Genomic DNA, 23,264 nt, shown 5'->3' with positions numbered 1-23,264 from the left:
CTGCGTGGCCGGCCTTCAGGTCATTGCGCACCGGTGGAACCGAAGCCGCCGTCACCGCGAACGCTGGCGTCAAATTCCGAAACCACCTCAAAATCGGCCTGGACGACGGGTACCAGTACCAGCTGGGCCAGGCGCTCGCCCACGTCCACGGTAAAGCTGGTGCGCCCCCGGTTCCAGCAGGACACCATCAACTCACCCTGGTAATCCGAATCGATCAACCCCACCAGATTGCCAAGCACAATGCCGTGCTTGTGCCCTAGCCCGCTTCGGGGCAGGATCATGGCCGCCAGTGACGGATCTGCAATGTGGATCGACAACCCCGTACGAATCAGCTGGGTATCACCCGGCTCCAGGGTCAGCGGCTCATCCAGGCAGGCCCTGAGATCAAGGCCGGCAGAGCCTTCGGTGGCGTATGCGGGAAAGGGAATCTGGTTGCCGATGCGGTCATCAAGAATACGTACCTGAAGATTTTTCCTGCTCATGAGGGGTCCTGTCGATTTTGGTGCCGGGTGCGCTTCGCTGAATCAGCGAGCGGCCTGACCAAGATGTTCACCTATCATTGCCACCAGCTCTCGGGCAACATTCGTTTTGCTGTCCGGCCCGATTGACGTCTGACCACCCGGCCAGAATACGGTTACCGCATTGTTGTCACTGTTGAAACCCAGGCCCGGCGCAGAAACGTCGTTGGCAACGATCATGTTCAGCTTCTTGCGTTGCATTTTGTCGATGGCATAGCTGGCCACGTCAGTGGTTTCCGCCGCGAAACCCACGGTAAAGGGCGCATCGTCACGCCCGGCAATGGTTGCCAGCGTGTCCGGGTTGCGCACCAGCGACAGCGCCATGGCGTCACTGGATTTCTTGATCTTGTCCCCGGCGCAGTTTTCCGGGCGGTAATCCGCAACGGCGGCCGTCGCGATAAACAGGTCGCAGCCTTCATCCACTGCACCCGAGGCTTCCCGCAACATGTCCTCGGCTGTTAACACCTGGCGCACATTGACACCGTGCGGGGGCGTCAACGTCACCGGACCACTGACGAGAACCACCCGGGCGCCTGCCCTGCGTGCGACATCGGCCAGGGCATAACCCATCTTTCCGGAACTGTGATTGCTGATGTAACGGACCGGGTCAATGGGTTCACGGGTAGGGCCTGCCGTAATCACCACCCTCTTGCCGGAGAGCGCTCCTGAGTGACCGTGGTCAAGGAGACCAAGAATGGCCTCCGGCTCCAGCATTCTCCCCGGCCCGGTATCGCCACAGGCCTGGGCACCCTGGTCAGGGCCCCACAACTCGATTTGGGGATCGTCTTCCAAAAGACGGATGTTTCTTTGGGTGCGGCCGTTGCTCCACATGGCCTGATTCATCGCCGGCACCACGGCAATGGGCGCCTCGGTCGCACAACACACGGTGGTCAAAAGGTCGTCCGCCATCCCTTGGGCCAGGCGGGCAATAAAATCTGCCGACGCCGGTGCAATCACCACCTGATCGGCCCATTTCGCCAACTCGATATGCCCCATGCCAGCTTCCGCTTCAGGATCCAGCAAGGAGGTCCGAACCGGCTCGCCACTCAGGGCCTGAAAGGTCAGTGGTGCCACGAACGCTTCTGCCCCACGGGTCATGACCACCCGCACCTCGTGGCCTGCCTTCTTCAGTTGGCGAACCAATTCGGCGCTTTTATAGGCGGCAATACCACCGGTCACTCCCAAGAGGATTCGTCTGGCGGCCATAGGGGCTCCGTTTCCGCATAAAATGAAAGGCTTATAAGATAGCATGCTCAGGCCGCAGCGACAGCCTGCCAGGCCAGGCATACGTTTACCGATTGTTACTTTTTAAAGTAACCTTTGTAATCCTGAGATACCCGTCTCGGTGCAGGAAGCGCCAGGGCCGGAAATAACCAACGCAAGGAAGCCAAGATGTCAGACTCCGCCTGGCCCACGGACGAACGTCCGCGGGAACGCCTGCTCGCCCACGGGCCGCAAACCCTCTCCGACGCCGAACTGCTCGCCATATTTTTACGCACCGGCACCACCGGCATGCCGGTCATGGATCTGGCACGCTTCCTGATTGAGGAATTTTCCGGGCTACGGGGACTGCTGACCGCCTCCCGACGCCAGTTCTGTGACGTAAAAGGCCTGGGAATGGCGAAATATGCCCAGGTGCAAGCAGCCATGGAAATGGCCCGGCGGGTGATGGACGAACCGCTGCGTCATGGGGACCCCCTGCGCTCGCCCGAAGATACCCGACGGTTCCTCACCAGTCGGCTCGGAACCTATCCCCACGAGGTGTTTGCCGGTCTGTTCCTGGATAATCGCCATCGCGTCATCCAGTACCGTGAATTGTTCCGGGGCACCATCGACGGCGCCGCCGTCTATCCAAGGGAAGTAGTGCGACAGGCCCTGGAGGACAACGCAGCGGCGGTGATTTTCGCACACAACCACCCCTCAGGCGTGGCAGAACCGAGCCAGGCCGACATTTCCCTGACCCGTCGGCTGAAAGAAGCTTTGGGCCTGGTGGATATCAGGGTTCTTGACCATATGGTTGTTGGCCATGGTGAGGTAATATCGCTCGCTGAACGGGGGCTGCTGTAAAGCCTGGTGGATAAAGCCTGGTGGATAACGGTGCACGTCAATGCCGGAAAACTGGCCAAATTCCCAACAATTTTTTGCGTTGGGGGGTGAGTTCTGGTATAAAAGCGTCCCTTTCTGGCGGCGTCTGGCGAGCAGCGTTCAGTTTAGAGGCGCGAATGGGGGCGTAACGGCTCCTTAGCAACCAGAGACGCATTAAAAACGAATTCGTATTATTGAGACCATTGCTCAGGTCGGAGGCAAGTATGTCCAGAGTTTGTCAGGTTACCGGTAAGCGTCCGGTATCCGGTAACAACGTTTCCCACGCGATGAACCACACTCGTCGTCGTTTTCTGCCGAATCTGCAGAACCATCGTTTCTGGGTTGAGTCCGAGAAGCGTTTCGTGAAGCTGCGCGTATCCACCAAGGGCATGCGCATCATCGATAAAAAAGGCATTGACGCTGTGCTGGCCGATCTTCGTGCCCGCGGCGAGAAATTTTAAGGAGCCGCATCATGCGCGAGAAAATCAAGCTGGTTTCATCAGCAGGTACTGGTCACTTCTACACGACCAAGAAGAACAAGCGTAACACGCCGGAAAAAATCGAGATCAAAAAGTACGATCCGGTTGTCCGCAAGCACGTTGCGTACAAGGAAGCCAAGATCAAGTAATTCCTGATCCGGCAGCCACAAAAAAGCCCGGCCAATGCGCCGGGCTTTTTTGTGGGTCTATGCCGCTCAGAACTTCTCCAGATAGCCCTCAGGTAGCGCCACATCCATGGCAATAGGCAGGTGATCCGACATAGGATAGCTAACCACTTCCGAGCGCCGGATCTGCAGTGAAGGACTTACCAGAATATGATCAAGGGCCTTCTCTGGCCGCCAGCTTGGAAAACTGTGGGCGGTGTCTGGCAAGGGCACCAGATCGGTCTGCTTCAGGGGCGTCTGGGTAAGCAGCTGCTCGGCGTGGGCATTCATGTCTCCCATCAGGACCACATGCCGGTAATCCGCAATCAACTCCCGGATATAGCCCAACTGCCGCTGCTGGGCCGTCTTGCTAAGGGAAAGATGCATTAGCACCAGTACAAGCGGATCATGCTCGGTTCCGTACCTCGCTATGATGGCGCCCCGCCCCGGGATAAGACCCGGCAATTTATGTTCGGTAACGTCCAGCGGACGGTACCGACTTAACAGACCGTTACTGTGCTGGGCAATCTGCCCGAGATTCCGGTTCAGCTGCTGGTACCAGTAGGGAATGCCAGCGGCTTCGGCCAGATACTGCACCTGGTTGATATAGCCACTTCGCAGACTGCCCCCATCACACTCCTGCAAGGCCACCACGTCGTACCCGCGCAACAGGGATGCAATCCGGTCCAGGTTCTCGATGCGGTTGCGGTGAGGCAGTATGTGCTGCCAGCTACGCGTGAGGTAGTGACGGTAGGACGACGTATTGATACCAACCTGGATATTGAAGGTCAGCAGGCGAATGTGTCGCTGTGGCTCAAACTCGGGAACATGTTCGGTCCCTGAGCAGGCACCCCTGGGCCCGCCGGCCGGCTTCAGGATGCCATTCAACTGCTTTCTTAAATGCTTGTACATAGTGGCGGTCTCAACCGGCCGGCTGTTTGTTGTACTCGGCTCTGACGTCTTGGCGCGGTTTACTCCACCTCACCTCGTTCTTTGGCGACCAGGTAGTCCACCACGTCCAGAACGGCCTCATGATTGCCGGCCATAGATGCACTGACAGTGTACTTGCCATTAACCAGCATAGTCGGAGTTCCGGTGATGCGCGCGCCGCGGATTTTCGACTGGGCTTTCTGCATTCGGGCATTCACACCAAAGCTTTTGTAGGTGCTGACAAATTCATCAGGATCCACGCCATAATCCGCGACAAAGTCGGCCAGGGCTTCTGGCGTATTCAGGGGGCGGCGCTCACCAGCAAGCGCATCGAACAGGGCATCGTGCACCTTGTCGAGTTCACCCATAGCTTCCAGGGCGTAAAAGGCGTAGGCGTGGGGCTCCCAGTTTCGGCCCAGTGCCGCCGGGATCTTCACGTAATTGACGTAATCAGGCGCATTGGCCGCCCACTCCTCAACAAGGGGCTTGAAGTTGTAACAATGGGGGCAGCCGTACCAGAAGACTTCCGCTACCTCGACACCGGAATTGCTGTTGGTTCTTACCGGGTTTTCCAACCGGTTGTAATGGGTTCCTTCTTTCCACTCTGCGGCGTTGGCCAAGCCAGAAACAGACAGCGCCAATAGAAGCAGGAAAGCCGTTCTGAAGGATCGAAACATGAAAAATCTCCGGTTATCTGAATATCGTTTTGGGAGGATTATGACCCAGCGTACCTGAAAAGTTCCACAGGTCGGCAGTTACAGAAACGAAAGGCAACAAAAAACCCCGCACCAGGCGGGGTTTCTCACCACAGACCAGCGGCTTAGTTCAGGCCGGAGATGTAGCTGGAGACCGCTTCGATCTCGGCATCGGTCAGCTTCGAGGCAACGTCCATCATGATCGATGCGTTGGCGCCAGAATCCCGAGTACCATCGCGGTAGGCATTCAATTGCTTGATCAGGTACTCTGCGTTCTGGCCGCCGAGCGCAGGGTAACCGGCCGGCTCGTTACCGACACCTTGCGGATTATGACAGCCCGCACAGGCTGGGACACCAGTCGCCATGTTGCCGCCACGGTACAATGCCGCACCCTGATCAACGAGATCTGGATCGGCCTGACCAACAACCATTTCCTGGTCGCTGAAATAAGCTGCCAGATCCTGCAGATCCTGATCGTTCATGTTATCCAGAATACCGGTCATTTCCGCGATATTCCGCTCTTTGTCCTTGATCAACACCAGTTGGCGATACAGGTATTTTTCGCCCAGACCGGACAGCTTGGGATAAGATCCCATAATGGGCTTGGCACCATTCTGGCCGTGACAACCGGCACATACCGCTGCGTTCTGTTCGCCTGCTTGAGGATCTCCCGCCCCGTGCGCCATCGCCGTTAGGCCAACACCGAGAACTACTCCTGCGATCAGTTTTTTCATGCTCGCTCCGCTTCTCTCATCTTTTAAGGGTATTCTTCGCTATGCAGCCGGCAGGCGCTGACCAGTCAGGCTCAAAACCGGGGCTGACAGCGGTCGCGCGCAGCGCGCCGCCCGGAATTGGTGTAGCATTATACATTAATCCCTGATAACTGAAATCCAAAGGAAAGCCAACCGCTGTGGACTCTGATCTGACTCAAAAAAGCCTTTCTTTTAACAGCGCCCGATTTCTCATCAGCGCTTCCCGTCTGGATGAGTGTCCGCCCGATTTCGGCGCCGAAGTCGCCTTTGCCGGCCGCTCCAACGCCGGCAAGTCCAGCGCGCTTAATGCAATCACCGCCAACGGCAAGCTGGCCAGGACCAGTAAGACCCCCGGACGCACACGGCTGATCAACTTCTTCTCTCTCAACCGCGAGCACTGCCGCCTGGTCGATCTACCAGGATACGGCTACGCCAAAGTATCCAGGGACATGAAAGACGACTGGCAACAGCACCTCGGCCACTATCTGAATGACCGGCGCTGCCTGCGTGGCCTGGTTCTGGTGATGGACATCCGCCACCCGCTAACCGATTTCGACCAAATGATGGTGGAATGGTGCGAGCATAACAACCTGCCGCTGATGATTCTGGCCACCAAGGCAGACAAACTGAAGTTCGGCCAGGCCAAAACCGCCATGCTGGGGATTGCCAAGAACCTGAAAGCGTACACCTGCGTCGAGCATCTGATCATGTTCTCCGCAACGTCAAAGCGAGGCGTCGATCAATGCAGGGAGGCGTTGATCGACTGGTTAGAAGGTCATTCCAGGGAAGAAGGCGCAAAGATCTGAACGGACAAAAAAAACCGGCCTGCCAGATAGCAGACCGGTGAAACGTCAGGGTTTGCGACGTGCTAAAACCTGAGATCGCACTCAGGAGACGCAAGGAATGTCCGAATTCCCAACGTCACCCAGTGTGATCAGCGTTTTCGACGAAAGTTCCAGAATAGATCGTTTTTTGATCAGCTTTTCGGGTTTCACTTACAGCGTGGCGCCCAGATCATCCCGGCCATGCAATGCTGGCCGATATTTTTCTCTCAAGGCCATCACGCGTTCGCGGTACGCCGGAGTCAGATAGGGAATCTCGAGGGTCAGCACCTGGTAGATACCCTGCTTCAGCTCTGTGAGTGTAAGGCAGGCGGATTCCTCGGCTGCATGGGCCGTTTTGAGGAACGCCATCCAGTTGGTAATTACCAGCCACACATTCAGCGACATGGCCGATCGGAGATCTTCTTCCTGGGGTTCAATAATGCCCGCTTCCGCCAGTTTCTCGAAGATCCGACTGATTGATGTCAGGCAGCGGTTGGTAAAATTGCGATAGTCCTGGCGCAGTCTCTGATCGCTGTCCAGGAGGTACTCCAGGTCCCGGTGGAAGAACCGGTAACTCCAGAGACCGTCAAAGACCGACTCCAGGTAGAAGGTCATGTCGTCCAGAGTCATGGCCCGGTCTTCCGGAATATCCAGATAGAAATCTACCAGCTTTTCGTATTCCAGGAAGATTTCGTAAATGATGTCCGACTTGTTCCGAAAATGGTAATAGAGGTTGCCCGGCGAGATGGCCAGGTGCGCGGCAATGTGATTGGTGGTGACGTTGCGCTCGCCCCGTTCGTTAAACAGCTCCAGGCTGGAAAGCAGAATTTTGTCTCTTGTCTTCATAGACCCGTCGGCGTTTGTTGTTGTTCAGCTCACAGATGGCCTGATTCGCCACCCGCCTCCGCTTGACTCACTAGAGTATATACTCTAATAATACCCTTATACGCAAATTGAACACTTTTTCGCCAACCGTTCAATATCTGGAATAACAGGTCGCCGACGGACTCTGATCGGGACCGACGAGGAGAAAGCATCATGGGAGCCACTGTCGTCCAGCTCACCGAGAGCAAGAAACAGATCCAGCACACTCACCGAGTGTTTGAGGATCAGAAAAAGGCGTTTCGCAACAATCCCATGCCTTCCCTGGCCGAGCGACAGGAGAACCTGAAACGACTCAAGCGGGTACTGTTGGGCAACCAGGATCGGCTCCTGGATGCCATCGACCGCGATTTCAGCTGCCGCTCTAAAGACGAATCGCTGATTGCCGAAGTCATGCCGTCGATCCAGGGCATCAACTACACCCTGAAAAACCTGAGCGGCTGGATGAAGCCGTCCAAACGCCACGTATCCATGCTGTTCCAACCCGCCAGCAACAAGGTCCACTACCAACCCAAGGGTGTGGTCGGCGTGATCGTGCCCTGGAACTACCCCCTGTATCTGGCGGTAGGCCCCCTGGTCGCATCCCTGGCTGCGGGCAACCGCACCATGATCAAGATGTCCGAATACACACCCCACACCTCGGCCCTGTTCAAAGAGCTGATCGAAGCCAGCTTCCCGGAGGACCTGGTCTCGGTCATTAATGGTGAGGCCGACGTGGCTGCGGACTTCTCGTCACGTCCCTTTGATCACCTGCTGTTTACGGGCTCCACTTCGGTGGGCAAGCTGGTAATGAAGGCAGCAGCGGAGAACCTGACCCCGGTCACCCTCGAGCTGGGTGGCAAATCTCCGGCCGTGGTCTCTCCGGATGTACCGATGGAAGACGCCGCCCAGCGAATTGCCTTCGGCAAGGCGTTCAACGCTGGCCAGACCTGCGTAGCGCCAGACTATGTCCTGTGCCCCGCCGACCGGGTACAGTCGTTTGTCGACGAATTCCGCGCCCGCTTCTCTGAGATGTATCCGAGCCTGCGGGACAACGACGATTTCACCGCCATCATCAATGAGCGGCAGTACGATCGTCTAAAGGGTTACCTTGATGACGCCCGTGAGAAAGGTGCCGAGCTGGTGGAGATCAATCCTGCCCGGGAGAACCTGAAGGATGGCACCCGCAAGATACCGCTGACGCTGGTTCTGAAAACCACGCCGGACATGAAGCTGATGCAGGATGAAATCTTTGGTCCGATTCTGCCGATCGTCAGTTACGGCAATCTGGATGAGGCAATCCATTACATCAACGATCGCCCACGGCCGCTGGCCCTGTATTTCTTCGGATACGACAAGACCCAGCAGCAGCAAATGGTGGATAACACCCACTCCGGCGGCATGTGTATCAACGATTCGCTGATGCACGTTGCCCAGGACGATCTGCCGTTTGGTGGCATTGGCGATTCCGGCATGGGTCACTATCATGGCCGCGAAGGGTTCCTGACCTTCTCCCACCACCGTGCCATTTTCACCAAGCAGAAATTCAACAGCGGCAAGTTTGTTTACGCGCCCCACGGGACGACTGCGCACAAGCTGGTTTACAAGTTCTTTATCCGCTAGGCCCCAAGCTTGGGAGTCTGTCGAGGGCCGGCGGATCGGCCGAGTGCGGTTGGCACCCGGATGGATGCCAGCTACCAGTTCCGGTCGCCGCCAGCGCCATCGGCAGCCCGGTGCTGGATTACCCGGTGACCGACTACCTCTGGGCCGGCATCTGCGAAGCCTTCCACACCATGGCCGAAATCCAATTCGCCGCCGGCGCCAACCCGCAGCTGTCTGTTTACGCGTTAGCAGCCAGAAACAGCACGAGGCTTGCGCAGAGGCTTAGCATCACCTGGCGCAAATGTCGGGGAGGCACATATGCAATACACGAAGTCGCGACCGCCTGGAGCAGAGTCCCGGACTACAGCACTCAGGATGATCCTGATATCCTGTTTGCCTTAAACAAAAGGAGCTGTGCATGTCCAAAGTCATATACCCGGGCACCTTCGATCCCATCACCAACGGCCACACCGACCTGATCGAACGGGCCGGCCGAATGTTCGATGAAATCGTCGTCGCCATCGCCTACAACCCCAAGAAACAGCCACTTCTCGATCTGGAAGAACGCTGCGAACTGGTCCGCCAGGCGACCGCGCACCTCCCCAATGTCACCGTCACCGGCTTCAGCAACCTGCTCGCCGATTTTGTCCGTGAACAGGGCGCCACCGTGATCCTTCGCGGCCTCCGGGCGGTGTCCGATTTCGAATATGAATTCCAACTGGCCGACATGAACCGCCGGCTCGCGCCTGAAGTCGAGAGCGTTTTCCTGACACCGGCCAACCACCTGTCCTACATCTCCTCCACCCTGATCCGGGAAATTGCATCCCTGGGCGGCGATGTATCGGAATTTGTCGATCCGGCGGTAGAGGCTGCCCTGAAAAAGAAGTTCAGCTGAACCTGAGCGCATAAAAAAGCCCCGCTAGTCGGGGCTTTTTTATGGCACTGAACCAGAGGGTTCAAAGCAACGGCGACAAGGGAATCTCCACGCCGTTCACATCCAGCATGAGATCTTTCATATTGGCATCAAGCACTAGCCGTTCGCCTTGCTGGACCAGCAACCCCTGTTTGATCAGGGGTGCCAGCTGCAGCTGGAATTCGGGATATTCCTCCGCGAGCGCAAGTGGCAGACTGAAATCCATTTCGCCGCTCAGTTGCTGCATCACCATCAACATCTTGTCTTTTTGATCCGCTGCCAGCTCCGGATGAGCGATTCGGGCGCTGCCCTCAATCACACCTTCCGGAGTGGTGATGGTCAACTCCGGAAATCCAACCGAAAACCCAGCAGCCGCGAGCTCACGCAGGGCCGCGTTTACCTGCTGCATGGCAGCCATCTGCTGCTCGAACTGTTGAGGACTACCGGAAGTCTGGCTAAGGGCCAGTGCCTGCATGGATGACAGACTCTCAGTCAGGCCGCTCCAGGCCGCCACCTCCAGTCCCGACAATGCGAACACCAGCCGCTGGGGACCATAACTCTCATCGACTGTTGAAACACCGGCAACCTCGAAAGTCATCCGCGAATCGAGACGTTCACCATCACTGACAGGCTCACTTCTGTTGCGAATCGAAATCTCCCGGAGCGTGAATGGCGCTTCCGCTGCCGGGGTCACCGCAACCGATTCCACCACAATCTCACCGGAGCCGGTCCAGACCTCACCGGTCAGATGACTCATGGTCTGCTCAAGGCGCAAGTCACTGACCTGAATATCCAGGTCCGGACCAGACAAGGTTACCGCCGGCCAGACCATCAAGGCATCGGCCTGTGAACCGGCGCCACTGATCTCGATTCTTGCCAGACCGCCACTTGAGGCCAGTGTCTCCCCGGAATCCGGGTCCGTTAAGGTCATCTGGGGCGCTTCGAGCTCAAGCACTGCGGTACCCCAGAGACGGGTTTCCAGAGTCAGCCTGGGCTCCTCACCGGAGAACCAGTCCGTATCATCGGCAGACCAGCCATCCTCAGGCTGGAAATCCATCAGACTGCCGGTCACGCCATGAGTCACATTGGCTCGGTAGGCAAGCCGCTGGGCTTCACCGGTTTCCGGATTGGTCAGGTTTACCGAACCACTGAACTGGGCCCCGAGAATCCCCCTCTGGTAGTTATCGGTTTCCATACGAAGGAATGGTTGCGCACTGTTCACCTCCGCCGTTGCCTGGTGCCACTGCTGTTCAGTAACGTACCCCACGACCCAGGGCAGGCCGCCAGCTACAGCCAGCACACCAGCGCCGGCAATTATCCATTTGGCGTTCAAACGCGTTCTCCAGTTCGGGAATCAGGTTTTTCCGGTCAGCCTCTCAAGCAATACAAGCTGTGAGGCAAGGCGTTCCTCACCTTCTGCGGGCTGGTTCTGAATATAGCTGCCGTCCGGTTGCAGTACCCAGGACTGGCAATTGTCGGCCAGATAGGTGTCCAGATCCTCTCTGACCCGCGCGGCCAGATCAGGATCATCCAGAGGAAAAGCCGTTTCCACCCGACTGAGCAGGTTCCGTTCCATACCGTCGGCGCTGGAACAATACACATCCGGGCGGCCATTGTTGCCGAAATAGTAAACGCGGGTATGCTCCAGGAAACGGCCAATGATCGACCTCACGCGAATATTCTCCGACAGGCCCGGCACTTCCGGACGCAGACAACAGATGCCGCGGATGATCAGATCAATTTTCACGCCAGCCTGTGAAGCCCGGTAAAGCGCCTTGATCAACTGGATTTCCGTCAATGCATTGAATTTGAAGATAATCCGGCCTTTCTGGCCATAGCCCGCTTCCCGATCAATCAGGCTCAGGAGCCGGGGATGCAGGGTGAAGGGCGAATGGAACAACTTCTTGATCTTCAGGGCCTTGCCCATGCCGGTAAGCTGCTGGAACAGCTTGTTGACGTCGTCGCCGATGGACTCGTCGCAGGTCATGAAGCTGTAGTCGGTATACAGACGGGCGTTACCGGCGTGATAGTTGCCGGTACCCAGATGCACATAACGGCGCAGCCGCCCTTCTTCCCGACGGACAATCAGGATCATCTTGGCGTGGGTCTTGTAGCCAACCACACCGTACACCACGATCACCCCGGCCTCCTGAAGCCGGCTGGCCAGCTCCAGGTTTTCGGCCTCACTGAAACGGGCCCGCAGTTCAATGACAGCGGTAACCTCTTTGCCACGGCGTGCGGCATCGGCCAGTGCCTCAACGATTTCCGAATCGGCCCCGGTACGGTAAAGGGTCTGTCGAATTGCCAAAACCTGAGGGTCCTTGGCGGCCTGGCGCAGCAGATCCACCACCGGGCTGAAATTCTCATAGGGATGCAGCAGCAGGATCGGGCGCTTGCGGATGGAGTCGAACATCGATTCCTTGCTGCGGATCTGTTTGGGGATCGACGGCGAGAAGCCGGAATAGGAAAGATCCGGCCGGTCCACCAGCCCACCGACTGCCATCAGCCGGGTCAGGTTGACCGGACCATGAACCTGGTAAAGATCCCGCTCGGTCAGACCGAACTCCTTCAGGAGGAACTGAACCAGCTCTTCCGGGCAGTTGTCGGCAACCTCAAGGCGCACGCCGTCGCCAAACCGGCGACTGAGCAGCTCCCCACGCAAGGCCGAAGCCAGATCTTCCAGGTCGTCCTCAAGCTCAAGGTCGGCGTTTCGGGTCAGCCGGAACTGATAGCAGCCTTTCACCTCCATGCCGGGGAAGAGCTCATCGGCATGGGCGTGGATCATGGACGACAGGAACACCAGGTTTTCGCCACCGTTGCAGACATCATCAGGCAGACGGACCAGACGCGGCAGCGAACGCGGAGCCGGTACAATCGCCATGCCGGTTTCCCGCCCGAAGGCGTCCTTGCCGTCAAGTTCAACAATGAAGTTCAGGCTTTTGTTGACCAGACGCGGGAACGGGTGCGAAGGATCCAGCCCGATGGGGCTAACCACCGGCAGGATCTCCTCTTCGAAGTAATTGCGCACCCACTCCGCCTGCTCTGGCGTCCACTCCCGGCGCCGGACAAAGTGAATGTTCTGCTGTTCCATCTCGGGAATCAGCACATTATTGAGTATGTCGTACTGCTCGCGAATGTACTCGTGAGCAACACGGCTGATCTCCGCCAGGGCCTGGTCCGGCATCATGCCATCGGCACCAACGGTCTCACGGCCGTATTTCATCTGCTGCCGCAGACCGGCAACACGGATCTCGAAGAACTCGTCCATGTTGCTGCTGAAAATGCAGCAGAAAATCAGACGGTTGATCAACGGGTGCGTCGTATCCAGGGCCTGTTTGAGCACCCGGTAATTGAACTGGAGCTGGCTCAGTTCCCGGTTAAAGTAGTTTTCATTGGCATCCAGGTTGATCTCCTCACCAACCGGGGGCACATCGACCGGCGCAGGCACACTCCGGTCATCCCCTGCCGTCTGATTCTTCGCCGTTTCCGTTGTCATGATTCCTCGATTCCCGTGTGTTCGCCACTGCTGGCGATGACTTGTTTGGCTTATCTGCCCTGGCGATCCCGCATCAGCCGCGCTGCACGCACGGCAAAATAGGTCAGGATTCCGTCGGCCCCCGCTCTGCGCATGGCCGTCAGGCTCTCCATCATTACCGCATCACCATCCAGCCAGCCGTTCTGGGCCGCAGCCATGTGCATGGCGTATTCGCCACTGACCTGGTAAACAAATGTCGGCACCCGCAATTCCGTCTTCACCCGGTGCACGATATCGAGATACGGCATACCGGGCTTGATCATCACCATATCCGCACCTTCCGCCAGATCCATGGCGACCTCATGCAATGCCTCATCGCTGTTGGCCGGATCCATCTGGTAGGTGGCCTTGTTACCCTTGCCGAGATTGGCCGCCGAGCCCACCGCATCGCGGAAAGGCCCGTAATAGCTCGATGCGTATTTGGCAGAATAGGCCAGGATCCGTGTGTTCACATGGCCGCCGTTTTCCAGGGCTTCGCGAATGGCACCAATCCGGCCATCCATCATGTCCGACGGTGCAACCACATCGGCTCCTGCGTCGGCATGAGAGAGCGCCTGATTGACCAGCGCCTCGACGGTTATGTCATTAAGGACGTAGCCGTCGTTGTCGATGATGCCGTCCTGGCCATGAGTGGTGAATGGATCCAACGCCACATCGGTAATCACACCGAGCTCCGGATAGGCCGCTTTCAAGGCCCGAACCGCCCGTTGCGCAAGACCGTCAGAGTCCCAGGCTCCAGAGCCCGACAGATTCTTCTTCTCGGCCGGCACCACCGGAAACAGGGCAATGGCCGGGATACCCAGCTCTATCAGTTCCGCCGCCTGCTCCACCAGAAGATCAATGCTCAGACGCTCCACGCCAGGCATGGAAGGCACCTGTTCCCGCTGGCCCTCACCCTCCAGCACGAAAACCGGGTAGATCAGGTTGTCCGGCGTGAGCTGGTTTTCCCGAACCAGGCGACGGGAGAAGTCACTGGCCCGGTTACGGCGCAGACGGGTGGCGGGAAAAGCACGGGGAGTCGGAATCGGCACTGACAACCTCCTGAATGGCTGAACAAAAAGTCTGATGGACCGTCACGGCATCCGCCGGGCGCCCCTTGCATCATCATACACGCCCGGGGCGACTGGTTGCAGACTCCCTCAGCAGGGTAAACCGATTAAATGACAGAAGGATTACCGGATCGAATCCAGCGCTTGGGCACGGATCCGTTCGATTTCATTGAAGTGACTGGCTCTGAGGCGCTCCAGCGCTTCCTGACGTTCCGGCTCGGCGAGTCCCGAGGACAACAGCCGCTCCCGCTCCCGGGAATAGCCCTGCCAGCGACGATCCCAATCCTTCTGTTCGTCCTCAAGCCGAGCCAGTCTTTCAGCCGCTTCGGTGCCAAAAGCCTCCTGACGCCACGCATCGAGCGCCCGGGGATCACCTGCAAGCTCCTCGCGCATCTGTTCATAGTCTGCAAACCGTCGGGTTTTCTCCCTGGCCTTGCGGAGCGGCTCCGGCAAGCCAGACTCGGCCTGACGAAGAGCCCCTGCTTTCTGCTCATCGGTCAGGCTGTCATCGCTTGCGATCCTGAGCTTTTCGATCTGGAAGCGGTCGACTGCCTCATCGTCAGCAAAGAAAGCATCGGCCGTGTCGGTGTCCAGCCAGGTCCGGCGCAGGGCCTGGATCTCTGCCATCCTCCGCTGCATTTCCACGGCGCCAAGCCCGGACACCTCCCCATAGCTCTGCTCCAGCTCAGAAACAGCCAGCTTGTATTCCAGATAGTTTCCCAGGGTTGCCAGGGCCTGGGATCTCGCAGACTCGTCCAGAACCGACAGAGCGGTCTCAATGCGCGCCACCAACTGTCGCAGCGATTCCTCTCCCAGGGCGGACAGGAAATACTCGAACAGCTGCCGCAGATGCGGGGTCGGGATGAGATTGCCGAGCCTGTCCGTCCGGGCCCAACCATCCGGGACTGACGTGCCTGCCAGCGAGGCCGGCAACTGCTCGGGAATACCGACCGAGGAAGCGCTGTTTACCAGGTCGGATGGCCCCGAAGTCCCCCGCTCCTCGCCCAGGGGTATCGGAGGCTCACCAACAGACGCCGAAGCAACCGGCTCACCGACGGCAACCGGGTCTGCCGTCATCAGCCAGAAGCTGCCAACAGCTGCTATGATCAGTAGCAAAACAAGGAAAAGACGGATACGGGGCTTCTTTACCACAGAGGAGTCCGGATTATCGGGTGACTGGCGATTTGCCCAGGCTAACGGCGCAAACTGATAATGAACGAGGATAGACGACGCTGGCAGATCATACCGAGACAGGGATCAAAAACGGAGCCGGGGCGGAGGGCCCCGGACTGCCGCCTGAACGTTCAGAGAGAGCGGTTGTTAAAACCCACTTCCACCTTGCGTGGTGTGTCAGAACGGAAGGAAGTGTCCACTTCCTGGATCTTTCCGCCCTGACTCAGGAACGCTTCGATGTCTGCCTGCAACTGTGCACGAATTCGGGCACGGCCTGCTATGGAATGGTTGTCGTCACTGTCACCGGTCCAGCCTCCGGACTGCTCCAGGTTGCTTTCGTCGAATTCACTCATAATCTTTTCTCCATCAACGAAAACAGATGGTCGAGTGTTGCGACCCCGCAGGGAACCTCACTCCGTATCGACGAACGACCGCCTGCGGCTTCGTCTTGGCGTCTTTATAATCTGCTTTTTGTGACCACGCCATTCACTGGCAACGCCTTTTTTGTAATTTTTTGTAACTATCAACAAGCACTTGAATTGCATGCAGAAATTTTATATTCGTCAGTAACTCAAAAAATTGACACAAAGAATGAATAGTGATTCACTATTTATAGGGAGCCGGAATGGCCTATCGAGAAACGGAGAAAATGCGTCAGCGTAAGGCCGAGGCGCGTAAACGGATTGTGAACTGCACCTATCAGTGCGTGGCCGAAGGCGGTTTTCGAAGCGCACGGGTAACCCGGATCGCCGGGCTGGCCGGCGTTGCCACAGGAACTATCTACCGGCATTTCGAGTCCAGAGAGGACCTGTTCGCCGAGATTTTCCGGCTGGCAACCCAGCGGGAAGTCGATAAGGTCGCCGACGCTCTGGCCTCCGATGGCAACGCCGCCGAGCGGCTGGAACGGGCATTGAGACAATTTGCCGAGCGGGCACTGAAAGGCCCGCAAATGGCCTGGTCACTGATCGCCGAACCGGTTGACCCGAAAGTTGAGGAGGAACGGCTGGCGTATCGTAAGGCGTACGCCAACCTGTTCGAGAAAGCGATCCGCGAAGGCATTGAAGAAGGATGTATCCCGGACCAGGACGCACGCCAGAGCAGCACCTGCCTGGTCGGCGCCATCGCGGAAAGCCTGGTTGGTCCCCTGTCACCGACACAGACCAGCCAGGCCACCAGCACAACAGAAGACAACAATGACCCGCTGGTCAATTCCATCATCTGCTTTTGTATGCAGGGCTTGACCGGCACCAGGAGGTAGCTATGAACGCGCGGCAACCCCGGCCAGAGACGCCATCAAACGACCAGGAAGATCGCTACCTGGCCGCCACCCACGAGGTCTTTAACCAGCCCCCGGCGCTGGAGAACTACAACCTGTTCGAGCAGGATATTGCCCTGCAGGAAGCCGCCCTCCGGGAAGGCGCCGGCAAAGCCGCCGAGGACCTCAAGGCATTCGGAGCCCTGGCCGGGGCCGCGGAAACCATTGACCTGGGGTTTCGCGCCAACGCCAATAAACCGGTCTTCAACACCCATGACCGTTTCGGCCACCGCATAGACGAAGTGGACTTCCATCCCGCCTACCATGAGCTGATGCGCATCGCCTTCGACAATGGCCTGCACAGCAGCCCCTGGAGCCATCCCGGCCAGGGCGCCCATGTGACCCGAGCTGCCAAGTACTACATGCACTCCCAGGTAGAGGCCGCCCACTGCTGCCCGGTTACCATGACCTTCGCGGCCATTCCCTCTATCCGGAAACAGCAGGATCTTGCCACGGACTGGGAAGCCCGGATCCTGGCCGACAGCTACGATCCCCGCAATCTGCCGGACGGCAAGAAAACCTCGGTCACCATTGGCATGGCCATGACCGAGAAACAGGGTGGCAGCGATGTTCGCGCCAACAGCACTAGAGCCTACCCCGTAGGCGCGGGAGGCCCAGGCCAGGCCTATGAGCTGGTGGGTCACAAATGGTTCGTCTCTGCCCCCATGTGCGACGCCTTCCTGGTGCTGGCTCAGACACAGTCAGGACTGTCCTGTTTCCTGATGCCCCGCTGGCGCCCGGATGGCACCAAAAATCCCTGGCAGGTCCAGCGCCTGAAGAACAAGATGGGCAACGTCGCCAACGCTTCCAGCGAAGCCGAACTGCGCGGTGCCCTGGCCTGGATGGTGGGCGAGGAAGGCCGTGGCGTACCCACCATCATCGAAATGGTCGCCATGACCCGTTTTGACTGTATGATCGGCAGCTCCGCGGGCATGCGCCAGGCCATCGCCCAAGCCAGCCACCATTGCCGTCATCGCAGCGCCTTCGGCGCCCGCCTGATTGATCAGCCTCTGATGCAGAACGTGCTGGCCGACCTGGCTCTGGAAAGCGAGGCGGCACTGGCCTACACCATGCGCATTGCCCGCGCCCTCGACAACCAGGACAAGGAACACGAACGCCTGCTGGCCCGCCTGGCGACACCGGTCGGCAAATACTGGATCTGCAAACGCACCCCGAACCATGCCTATGAGGCCATGGAATGCATCGGCGGCAGCGGCGTGATGGAAGACTCCATCATGCCCCGACTGTTCCGGGAATCACCCGTCAACGCCATTTGGGAAGGCAGCGGCAACGTCCAGTGCCTGGATACCTTGCGCGCCCTGCAAAAAGAGCCTGAAACCCTCGACGCCTTCTTCCACGAAGCCGCAGAAGCCAAAGGCGCCGATCGCCGCTTCGACCAGTTCCTGGCGCAGCTGCAACACGACTTCGCCGACATCAGCGATTTCCAGTACCGTGCCCGTAACCTCGTCGATCGCATGGCCCTGGCCCTGCAGGGCTCCCTGCTGCTCCGCCACTCGGATGCCGCCGTTGCCGACGCCTTCTGCGCCTCGAGACTGCAGTCCAATGGGGGTATGAACTACGGCAACCTGCCCTCGGGCACCGATCCGGCAGCCATTATCAAACGGGCAACGCCTGTAGTAGGCTAAGTCGCTATTATCGAAGCCCACTGAGAAAACTCTGAGAGTCGGTGGGGAATCCCGTCCCAAAAATGTGCGGAGTCATGGATGGCGGAGCCCAAGCGCCACAGGGATGTGCCGCAAGGAGCGTTTTTTGGGAGTGGATTCCTCATCGACTCCAGCACGGAACCAAAGATGTCAGAAGCCCTGAGAAAACTCCTGAGGGAAGGCCAAAAGCCCCAGCAGCCGGTTATCACGCCCCATGTGGGCGTACTGACCCTGCACTTCCAGCTCTACGGCTGCGACGACCTCAAAGCCAAGCGCAAAGTCTTCACCGCCCTGAAGGCCGTCTGGGGCAAAGAACCCGACCTCGCCGTCGCCGAAACCGCCGACCAGGAGGCTCTCGACTGCGCCACCTGGACCATCGCAGCCCTGGGCACCTCCTCCCAGCAGATTACCCAACGCCTGGACCAGATCGAAAAAGCCATCCAAGAACGCGTGGATGCTGCCATACTGGATATACATCGGGAAATTCTCTGACCAGGTAACCCGGACCAGGGACGTGTGGCGTAACCTGTCGCCAGGCCGTATACTACGCCCCCTCAGGGATGCCAGTGCGCCTGCCAGCGGCAGACGACCAGACATTAATGCCGGACATGAATGCCGGCCGTATCCGCAGGGCATCCGGAACCGGCCCTTCGGATGACCACTGATTGTGAGTGGCGCCTATGACCGGAAAGAAAAAATCCGCCCAGGCCTCGGTAGAGGCCATGTATCGCGTATTCACGGTGCCCGAGGCGCCGGAATCGACGCTGAGCCGGATTGACCAGGACATCTCCCGCAATCTTGCAGGCTTTCTGCAGGAGCACATAGTTGCGGTAGAACGAGACCTCTCGGATGTGGAGAAAGACTTCTCCGACTACAGCATTCCCGAGAAGCCTGTCTTTGTGTCTGAACAGGCCCAGTTCCTGCTCGATAAACTGGTGGCCAACTCCGTTCACACCGCCTCGCCAGCCTTTATCGGGCACATGACCTCAGCGCTGCCGTATTTCATGCTGCCGCTGTCGAAGATCATGATTGCCCTGAACCAGAACCTGGTCAAAACCGAAACCTCCAAGGCATTCACCCCCATGGAGCGCCAGGTACTGGGCATGATTCACCGTCTGGTATACGAGGAAGACGGCGCCTTCTACCGCAAGTGGATGCACGATCCCCGTTACGCGCTAGGTGCCATGTGCTCGGGCGGCACGGTCGCAAACCTCACCGCACTGTGGGTCGCCCGCAACCGCGCGTTCCCGGCTGAAGGCAGCTTCCGCGGGCTGCATCAGGAAGGCCTGTTCCGAGCACTGAAATACTACGGCTACGAAGGCGCCGCCATTGTCGTCTCCCGCCGCGGCCACTACTCCCTGCGCAAGGCCGCCGACGTGCTTGGTCTGGGCCGGGAAGCCCTGATTCCGGTGGATACCGACGACGAAAACCGGATAAATACCGATGCCCTTCGGGACAAGTGCCTGGAACTGCAACGCCAGAAAATCAAAGTCATGGCCATCTGCGGCGTGGCCGGCACAACCGAAACCGGCAATGTCGACCCTCTGGACGGCATGGCCGACATCGCCCGGGAATTCGGGGCCCATTTCCATGTGGATGCCGCCTGGGGCGGACCGACCCTGTTCTCCCGCACCTACAAACACCTGATGCGCGGCATCGAGAAGGCCGACTCAGTCACCTTTGACGCCCATAAACAGCTCTACGTGCCCATGGGTGTGGGCCTGGTGGTATTCCGCGACCCGAGCCTGGCCAGTGCCGTTGAGCACCATGCCCAGTACATCATCCGGAAAGGCTCCCGAGACCTCGGTAGCACTACCCTGGAAGGCTCCAGGCCCGGCATGTCCATGCTGATCCACTCCGGCCTGAAAATCCTGGCCCGGGAAGGCTACGAGATTCTGATCGACCAGGGCATCGACAAGGCCAAGACCTTCGCGGAAATGATCGAAGCGGAGCCGGATTTCGAACTGGTCACGAGACCGGAACTGAACATCCTGACCTACCGCTACTGCCCGGAAAACGTTCAGGAAGCCCTGGCCTGCGCCGACCCGCTGCAGGCGGAAAAGCTCAACACCTGCCTGAACCGGATCACCAAGTTCATCCAGAAAACCCAACGGGAACGGGGCAAGGCGTTCGTGTCACGAACCCGCCTGGAGCCGGCCCGTTACTTCAATTTTCCGTGCATCGTGTTCCGGGTGGTACTGGCCAACCCTCTGACCACCAAAGAAATCCTGGCCGACATCCTTTCGGAACAGAGAGAGTTATCACGGGATGAAGGGATCGAGGATGAGATCAGCATTCTCCATCAGATGGCAGATGCTGTATTAAAACAGGCGCAGCCAAACGCCAGACAGGCTTAAAAACGGCGGCAAACACTGGAGCCTGAAGAGTCGGCTGGGGGGACGTTTCAAAAACTGTGCGGAGCCAGGATGGCGGAGCCAAGCGCACAGGGGTGAAGCAGAGCGCTGATGAAGCGAAGCTTCATGCGATAGCTGAACGACAGCAATCTAGGATTGCTGGCTGGACCCCGGAGGGGGATTCACAGCGTGTTTTTGAAACGTCCCGCCAGCCGGCTCCTCTCCCGAGGTTTCAGGCCAAGAGCCTGGAGTAGATCAGTAAAGCGCCTCTTCATCATCCAGAACATCATGGATGATATCCAGGAACATCTTGTCTGCCTCACTCCAGTTCTCCGGAATCCGGATATTGGTGCTGGCACTGATTTCCTGCGCAATCAGCTCCTCGGCATTCGGCTGACCCCGGTGCTTGCGAGCAATCTCCATAGACTTGACGGCAATGGTCGGATCGCTCAGAACCTTCTTGATGAAAGTCCTCAGCTCATCAATCATCTTCGCCTGACGGCCTTCAACGGATGAACTCATACTTCACTCCATGGACAAATAGGCTTGAGGGGTGAGGCACCCCTTTTAAAAGGTAGTATGACCAAACTCGGTATATACAACCAGCCCGGTCAGATCAACAAGCCCCGGAGGGTAAAGAACAGCATCGCAGCCATGATGGCAGATGCCGGAACAGTAATGATCCATGCAGCCGCAATGCGCACTAGGTGTGAACGCTTGACCATTTCCTCGCGGTAGATCTTCTTCAAACGCTTGCGCTCCGACTTCGACAGGGGCACCTGCTTTTTCTTCTTGGCCTGCTTCAGCAAATTCTCCATTTCCTCAACCGAGGCATTGCGGAAATCATCGAGGAAAGGCTTCAGGCGCTCCTGCTCGGCAGGGTCATGATGCTCCATGATCTTGTGCAGCTGGGTTGCATAGTTGGACTTCAGGTACTCCCGGAGGAAGCCAACCCCGAACACACCGCCGATTGCGATATGGGTGGAGCTGACCGGTAGGCCCAGCTGGGAAGCAAGAATCACCGTCAGTGCTGCTGAAAGGGCGATACAGAACGCTCGTGTTTTATCCAGTTCGGTGATTTCGCTGCCGACGGTCTTGATCAGGCGAGGGCCAAACAGCATCAGGCCAACGGCAAGGCCCAGCGCACCCACCATCATCACCCAAATCGGGATATTCGCCGACATGACAACCGATTCAGCAGAAAGGGCATCATTGATAGCAGCCAGAGGACCAATGGCGTTAGCCACGTCGTTGGCTCCGTGCGCAAAACTCAACAAAGCTGCGGCAAAGATCAACGGCCAGGTAAACAGGGTATTCACGCCCGCAGAACTGTTCTCCATGGTCGATGCCATGCGGCCCACCAGGCTACGCATGATGAAAAATACGATGGCAGCCGCAGCAAGTCCGATCAATGTCGCCTCAAGAAAATCGACTTTGACGATTTTCTTGACGCCCTTGATCATCAGATAGGTGCCGAAAGCCCACGCCATAATTGCGACCAGCCAGGGCACAAACGTCCGGGCCGCCGGAATGACCTCTTTGCGATACAGCACGGTCTTCTTGATCGCAAACAGGAAAAGGGCTGCCAGCGCACCACCGAGAACCGGTGAGATCACCCAGCTGGCGGCAATTTTGCCCATCACCGCCCAGTCAGCGATTCCCCAGCCACCAGCGGCAATACCGGCGCCGAGAACGCCACCGACGATGGAGTGGGTCGTGGACACCGGAGCGCCCATCCAGGTAGCCAGGTTCAGCCAGAGCGCGCCCGCCAGCAAGGCGGCGGTCATCAGCCATACGAAAGCCCTGCTCTCTTCCAGATTGGAGGGATCAATGATGCCACCCTTGATTGTAGACACCACATCACCGCCGGCGATAATCGCACCGCCGGCTTCAAAGATGGCGGCGATAACGACGGCCGCGCCCAGGGACAAGGCACCTGAGCCAACCGCAGGGCCCACATTGTTGGCAACGTCATTGGCGCCGATATTGATCGCCATGTAACCGCCAATGACCGCAGCGGCCATCAGCAACATACTGTTGGGCACTCCCTGGCTGAATGATCCGACAGTCAGCCACACGCCAATCAAAAAAAGCAGGCTTATGCCGACCCTGTATCGTTCCGTGGTAGGGCTGGTAAGAAGGGTATCCAGGAATCCGCTCGAACGGGCCATAACAGATCAGGTCTCGTTTTGTCTGTGAGGATTGGGGGCGAGCTCAGTCGCGCGGCAACTATAAGATTTTTGACATGAAAATGAAATAAAACGGTCACATTTCACACAGAGTAAACACATCACAGACGGGACTGCAAAAATTCACTAACTTGACTCATAAATCCGGCGAAAAGCGTCAAA

The 23,264-nt window shown here is 58.0% G+C and carries 23 protein-coding genes; 10 read left to right on the top strand and 13 right to left on the bottom strand.

Annotation, left to right across the window (positions count from 1 at the left end):
- Positions 1-20: 20 nt before the first annotated feature.
- Both dut and coaBC read right to left on the bottom strand, forming a co-directional pair.
- Positions 21-482 (bottom strand): dUTP diphosphatase, encoded by a 462-nt coding sequence (gene dut / locus CFT65_RS04380; RefSeq protein ID WP_088826785.1) that lies wholly within the window; start codon positions 480-482, stop codon positions 21-23.
- Between the two features lie 42 nt (positions 483-524).
- Positions 525-1,724 carry a bifunctional phosphopantothenoylcysteine decarboxylase/phosphopantothenate--cysteine ligase CoaBC gene (gene coaBC, locus CFT65_RS04375; protein WP_088826784.1) on the bottom strand — a complete coding sequence of 400 codons (1,200 nt, stop codon included), beginning with the start codon at positions 1,722-1,724 and terminating at the stop codon, positions 525-527.
- 186 nt (positions 1,725-1,910) lie between these two features.
- On the opposite strand from coaBC, the gene radC reads away from it, so the two are divergent.
- The 3 genes from radC (at position 1,911) to rpmG (ending at position 3,231) form a co-directional block, all read left to right on the top strand.
- Positions 1,911-2,585, top strand: a complete 675-nt coding sequence (radC, locus tag CFT65_RS04370) for a RadC family protein (protein WP_088826783.1) — start codon at positions 1,911-1,913, stop codon at positions 2,583-2,585.
- A gap of 242 nt (positions 2,586-2,827) precedes the next feature.
- The gene (rpmB, locus tag CFT65_RS04365) at positions 2,828-3,064 is read left to right on the top strand and encodes a 50S ribosomal protein L28 (RefSeq protein WP_008173462.1); all 237 of its coding nucleotides are present in this window, start codon (positions 2,828-2,830) and stop codon (positions 3,062-3,064) included.
- 11 nt (positions 3,065-3,075) lie between these two features.
- Positions 3,076-3,231 carry a 50S ribosomal protein L33 gene (rpmG, locus tag CFT65_RS04360; protein WP_008173465.1) on the top strand — a complete coding sequence of 52 codons (156 nt, stop codon included), beginning with the start codon at positions 3,076-3,078 and terminating at the stop codon, positions 3,229-3,231.
- A gap of 66 nt (positions 3,232-3,297) precedes the next feature.
- Here the strand turns inward: rpmG and CFT65_RS04355 are convergent, their stop codons facing one another.
- From CFT65_RS04355 to CFT65_RS04345, 3 genes are all read right to left on the bottom strand, one after another.
- On the bottom strand, positions 3,298-4,158 hold the full coding sequence (locus CFT65_RS04355) for an endonuclease/exonuclease/phosphatase family protein (RefSeq protein ID WP_088826782.1): 861 nt from the start codon (positions 4,156-4,158) through the stop codon (positions 3,298-3,300).
- A gap of 59 nt (positions 4,159-4,217) precedes the next feature.
- Positions 4,218-4,853 (bottom strand): thiol:disulfide interchange protein DsbA/DsbL, encoded by a 636-nt coding sequence (locus CFT65_RS04350; RefSeq protein ID WP_088826781.1) that lies wholly within the window; start codon positions 4,851-4,853, stop codon positions 4,218-4,220.
- 143 nt (positions 4,854-4,996) lie between these two features.
- Positions 4,997-5,605 (bottom strand): c-type cytochrome, encoded by a 609-nt coding sequence (locus CFT65_RS04345; RefSeq protein ID WP_088826780.1) that lies wholly within the window; start codon positions 5,603-5,605, stop codon positions 4,997-4,999.
- A gap of 176 nt (positions 5,606-5,781) precedes the next feature.
- Between CFT65_RS04345 and yihA the strand changes: the two genes are divergently transcribed.
- Positions 5,782-6,429, top strand: coding sequence for a ribosome biogenesis GTP-binding protein YihA/YsxC (yihA, locus tag CFT65_RS04340; protein ID WP_088826779.1), 648 nt, complete (start codon positions 5,782-5,784; stop codon positions 6,427-6,429).
- A 189-nt stretch (positions 6,430-6,618) separates the two neighbouring features.
- Here the strand turns inward: yihA and CFT65_RS04335 are convergent, their stop codons facing one another.
- Positions 6,619-7,293: a TetR/AcrR family transcriptional regulator gene (locus tag CFT65_RS04335; protein ID WP_088826778.1), complete on the bottom strand. Its 675-nt coding sequence runs from the start codon at positions 7,291-7,293 to the stop codon at positions 6,619-6,621.
- A 192-nt stretch (positions 7,294-7,485) separates the two neighbouring features.
- Between CFT65_RS04335 and CFT65_RS04330 the strand changes: the two genes are divergently transcribed.
- Together CFT65_RS04330 and coaD are read left to right on the top strand one after the other, a co-directional pair.
- A complete protein-coding gene (locus CFT65_RS04330; protein ID WP_088826777.1) occupies positions 7,486-8,931 on the top strand; it encodes a coniferyl aldehyde dehydrogenase in 1,446 nt (481 codons plus the stop codon).
- A 397-nt stretch (positions 8,932-9,328) separates the two neighbouring features.
- Positions 9,329-9,805: a pantetheine-phosphate adenylyltransferase gene (gene coaD, locus CFT65_RS04325; protein WP_062786015.1), complete on the top strand. Its 477-nt coding sequence runs from the start codon at positions 9,329-9,331 to the stop codon at positions 9,803-9,805.
- A 61-nt stretch (positions 9,806-9,866) separates the two neighbouring features.
- On the opposite strand, the gene CFT65_RS04320 is transcribed toward coaD, so the two are convergent.
- The 5 genes from CFT65_RS04320 to CFT65_RS04300 form a co-directional block, all read right to left on the bottom strand.
- The gene (locus CFT65_RS04320; RefSeq protein ID WP_088826776.1) at positions 9,867-11,156 is read right to left on the bottom strand and encodes a DUF945 family protein; all 1,290 of its coding nucleotides are present in this window, start codon (positions 11,154-11,156) and stop codon (positions 9,867-9,869) included.
- Positions 11,157-11,177: 21 nt separating this feature from the next.
- The gene (gene ppk1 / locus CFT65_RS04315) at positions 11,178-13,319 is read right to left on the bottom strand and encodes a polyphosphate kinase 1 (RefSeq protein ID WP_088826775.1); all 2,142 of its coding nucleotides are present in this window, start codon (positions 13,317-13,319) and stop codon (positions 11,178-11,180) included.
- A gap of 50 nt (positions 13,320-13,369) precedes the next feature.
- Positions 13,370-14,389: a porphobilinogen synthase gene (hemB, locus tag CFT65_RS04310; RefSeq protein ID WP_088826774.1), complete on the bottom strand. Its 1,020-nt coding sequence runs from the start codon at positions 14,387-14,389 to the stop codon at positions 13,370-13,372.
- 141 nt (positions 14,390-14,530) lie between these two features.
- Positions 14,531-15,559 (bottom strand): lipase secretion chaperone, encoded by a 1,029-nt coding sequence (locus CFT65_RS04305; protein ID WP_088826773.1) that lies wholly within the window; start codon positions 15,557-15,559, stop codon positions 14,531-14,533.
- Positions 15,560-15,711: 152 nt separating this feature from the next.
- On the bottom strand, positions 15,712-15,933 hold the full coding sequence (locus CFT65_RS04300) for a hypothetical protein (protein WP_088826772.1): 222 nt from the start codon (positions 15,931-15,933) through the stop codon (positions 15,712-15,714).
- 272 nt (positions 15,934-16,205) lie between these two features.
- On the opposite strand from CFT65_RS04300, the gene CFT65_RS04295 reads away from it, so the two are divergent.
- The 4 genes from CFT65_RS04295 to panP all read left to right on the top strand — a co-directional run bounded on the left by CFT65_RS04295 (position 16,206) and on the right by panP (position 20,916).
- Positions 16,206-16,838: a TetR/AcrR family transcriptional regulator gene (locus CFT65_RS04295; protein WP_088826771.1), complete on the top strand. Its 633-nt coding sequence runs from the start codon at positions 16,206-16,208 to the stop codon at positions 16,836-16,838.
- Between the two features lie 2 nt (positions 16,839-16,840).
- A complete protein-coding gene (locus CFT65_RS04290; protein WP_088826770.1) occupies positions 16,841-18,541 on the top strand; it encodes an isovaleryl-CoA dehydrogenase in 1,701 nt (566 codons plus the stop codon).
- 165 nt (positions 18,542-18,706) lie between these two features.
- Positions 18,707-19,051, top strand: coding sequence for a DUF503 domain-containing protein (locus CFT65_RS04285; protein ID WP_088826769.1), 345 nt, complete (start codon positions 18,707-18,709; stop codon positions 19,049-19,051).
- Between the two features lie 188 nt (positions 19,052-19,239).
- Complete coding sequence (gene panP, locus CFT65_RS04280; protein ID WP_088826768.1) at positions 19,240-20,916, top strand: pyridoxal-dependent aspartate 1-decarboxylase PanP; 1,677 nt, start codon at positions 19,240-19,242, stop codon at positions 20,914-20,916.
- A 252-nt stretch (positions 20,917-21,168) separates the two neighbouring features.
- On the opposite strand, the gene CFT65_RS04275 is transcribed toward panP, so the two are convergent.
- Positions 21,169-21,435: a hypothetical protein gene (locus CFT65_RS04275; RefSeq protein WP_088826767.1), complete on the bottom strand. Its 267-nt coding sequence runs from the start codon at positions 21,433-21,435 to the stop codon at positions 21,169-21,171.
- Between the two features lie 89 nt (positions 21,436-21,524).
- A complete protein-coding gene (locus CFT65_RS04270) occupies positions 21,525-23,084 on the bottom strand; it encodes an inorganic phosphate transporter (RefSeq protein ID WP_088826766.1) in 1,560 nt (519 codons plus the stop codon).
- Positions 23,085-23,264: the final 180 nt, after the last annotated feature.

This window comes from Marinobacter sp. es.048, from assembly GCF_900188435.1.
Taxonomy (GTDB): domain Bacteria; phylum Pseudomonadota; class Gammaproteobacteria; order Pseudomonadales; family Oleiphilaceae; genus Marinobacter.
Note: the sequence above shows the minus strand (reverse complement) of the source record. Positions and strands in the feature narration are given on the sequence as shown.

Coding starts and splice junctions, on each gene's coding strand:
- CFT65_RS04335 (WP_088826778.1), bottom strand. CDS start 7,293: ATGAAGACAAGAGACAAAATTCTGCTTTCCAGCCTGGAGCTGTTTAAC.
- CFT65_RS04270 (WP_088826766.1), bottom strand. CDS start 23,084: ATGGCCCGTTCGAGCGGATTCCTGGATACCCTTCTTACCAGCCCTACC.
- dut (WP_088826785.1), bottom strand. CDS start 482: ATGAGCAGGAAAAATCTTCAGGTACGTATTCTTGATGACCGCATCGGC.
- CFT65_RS04275 (WP_088826767.1), bottom strand. CDS start 21,435: ATGAGTTCATCCGTTGAAGGCCGTCAGGCGAAGATGATTGATGAGCTG.
- rpmB (WP_008173462.1), top strand. CDS start 2,828: ATGTCCAGAGTTTGTCAGGTTACCGGTAAGCGTCCGGTATCCGGTAAC.
- CFT65_RS04345 (WP_088826780.1), bottom strand. CDS start 5,605: ATGAAAAAACTGATCGCAGGAGTAGTTCTCGGTGTTGGCCTAACGGCG.
- CFT65_RS04355 (WP_088826782.1), bottom strand. CDS start 4,158: ATGTACAAGCATTTAAGAAAGCAGTTGAATGGCATCCTGAAGCCGGCC.
- CFT65_RS04330 (WP_088826777.1), top strand. CDS start 7,486: ATGGGAGCCACTGTCGTCCAGCTCACCGAGAGCAAGAAACAGATCCAG.
- rpmG (WP_008173465.1), top strand. CDS start 3,076: ATGCGCGAGAAAATCAAGCTGGTTTCATCAGCAGGTACTGGTCACTTC.
- CFT65_RS04285 (WP_088826769.1), top strand. CDS start 18,707: ATGTCAGAAGCCCTGAGAAAACTCCTGAGGGAAGGCCAAAAGCCCCAG.
- panP (WP_088826768.1), top strand. CDS start 19,240: ATGACCGGAAAGAAAAAATCCGCCCAGGCCTCGGTAGAGGCCATGTAT.
- radC (WP_088826783.1), top strand. CDS start 1,911: ATGTCAGACTCCGCCTGGCCCACGGACGAACGTCCGCGGGAACGCCTG.
- coaBC (WP_088826784.1), bottom strand. CDS start 1,724: ATGGCCGCCAGACGAATCCTCTTGGGAGTGACCGGTGGTATTGCCGCC.
- CFT65_RS04295 (WP_088826771.1), top strand. CDS start 16,206: ATGGCCTATCGAGAAACGGAGAAAATGCGTCAGCGTAAGGCCGAGGCG.
- ppk1 (WP_088826775.1), bottom strand. CDS start 13,319: ATGACAACGGAAACGGCGAAGAATCAGACGGCAGGGGATGACCGGAGT.
- CFT65_RS04300 (WP_088826772.1), bottom strand. CDS start 15,933: ATGAGTGAATTCGACGAAAGCAACCTGGAGCAGTCCGGAGGCTGGACC.
- coaD (WP_062786015.1), top strand. CDS start 9,329: ATGTCCAAAGTCATATACCCGGGCACCTTCGATCCCATCACCAACGGC.
- CFT65_RS04350 (WP_088826781.1), bottom strand. CDS start 4,853: ATGTTTCGATCCTTCAGAACGGCTTTCCTGCTTCTATTGGCGCTGTCT.
- CFT65_RS04290 (WP_088826770.1), top strand. CDS start 16,841: ATGAACGCGCGGCAACCCCGGCCAGAGACGCCATCAAACGACCAGGAA.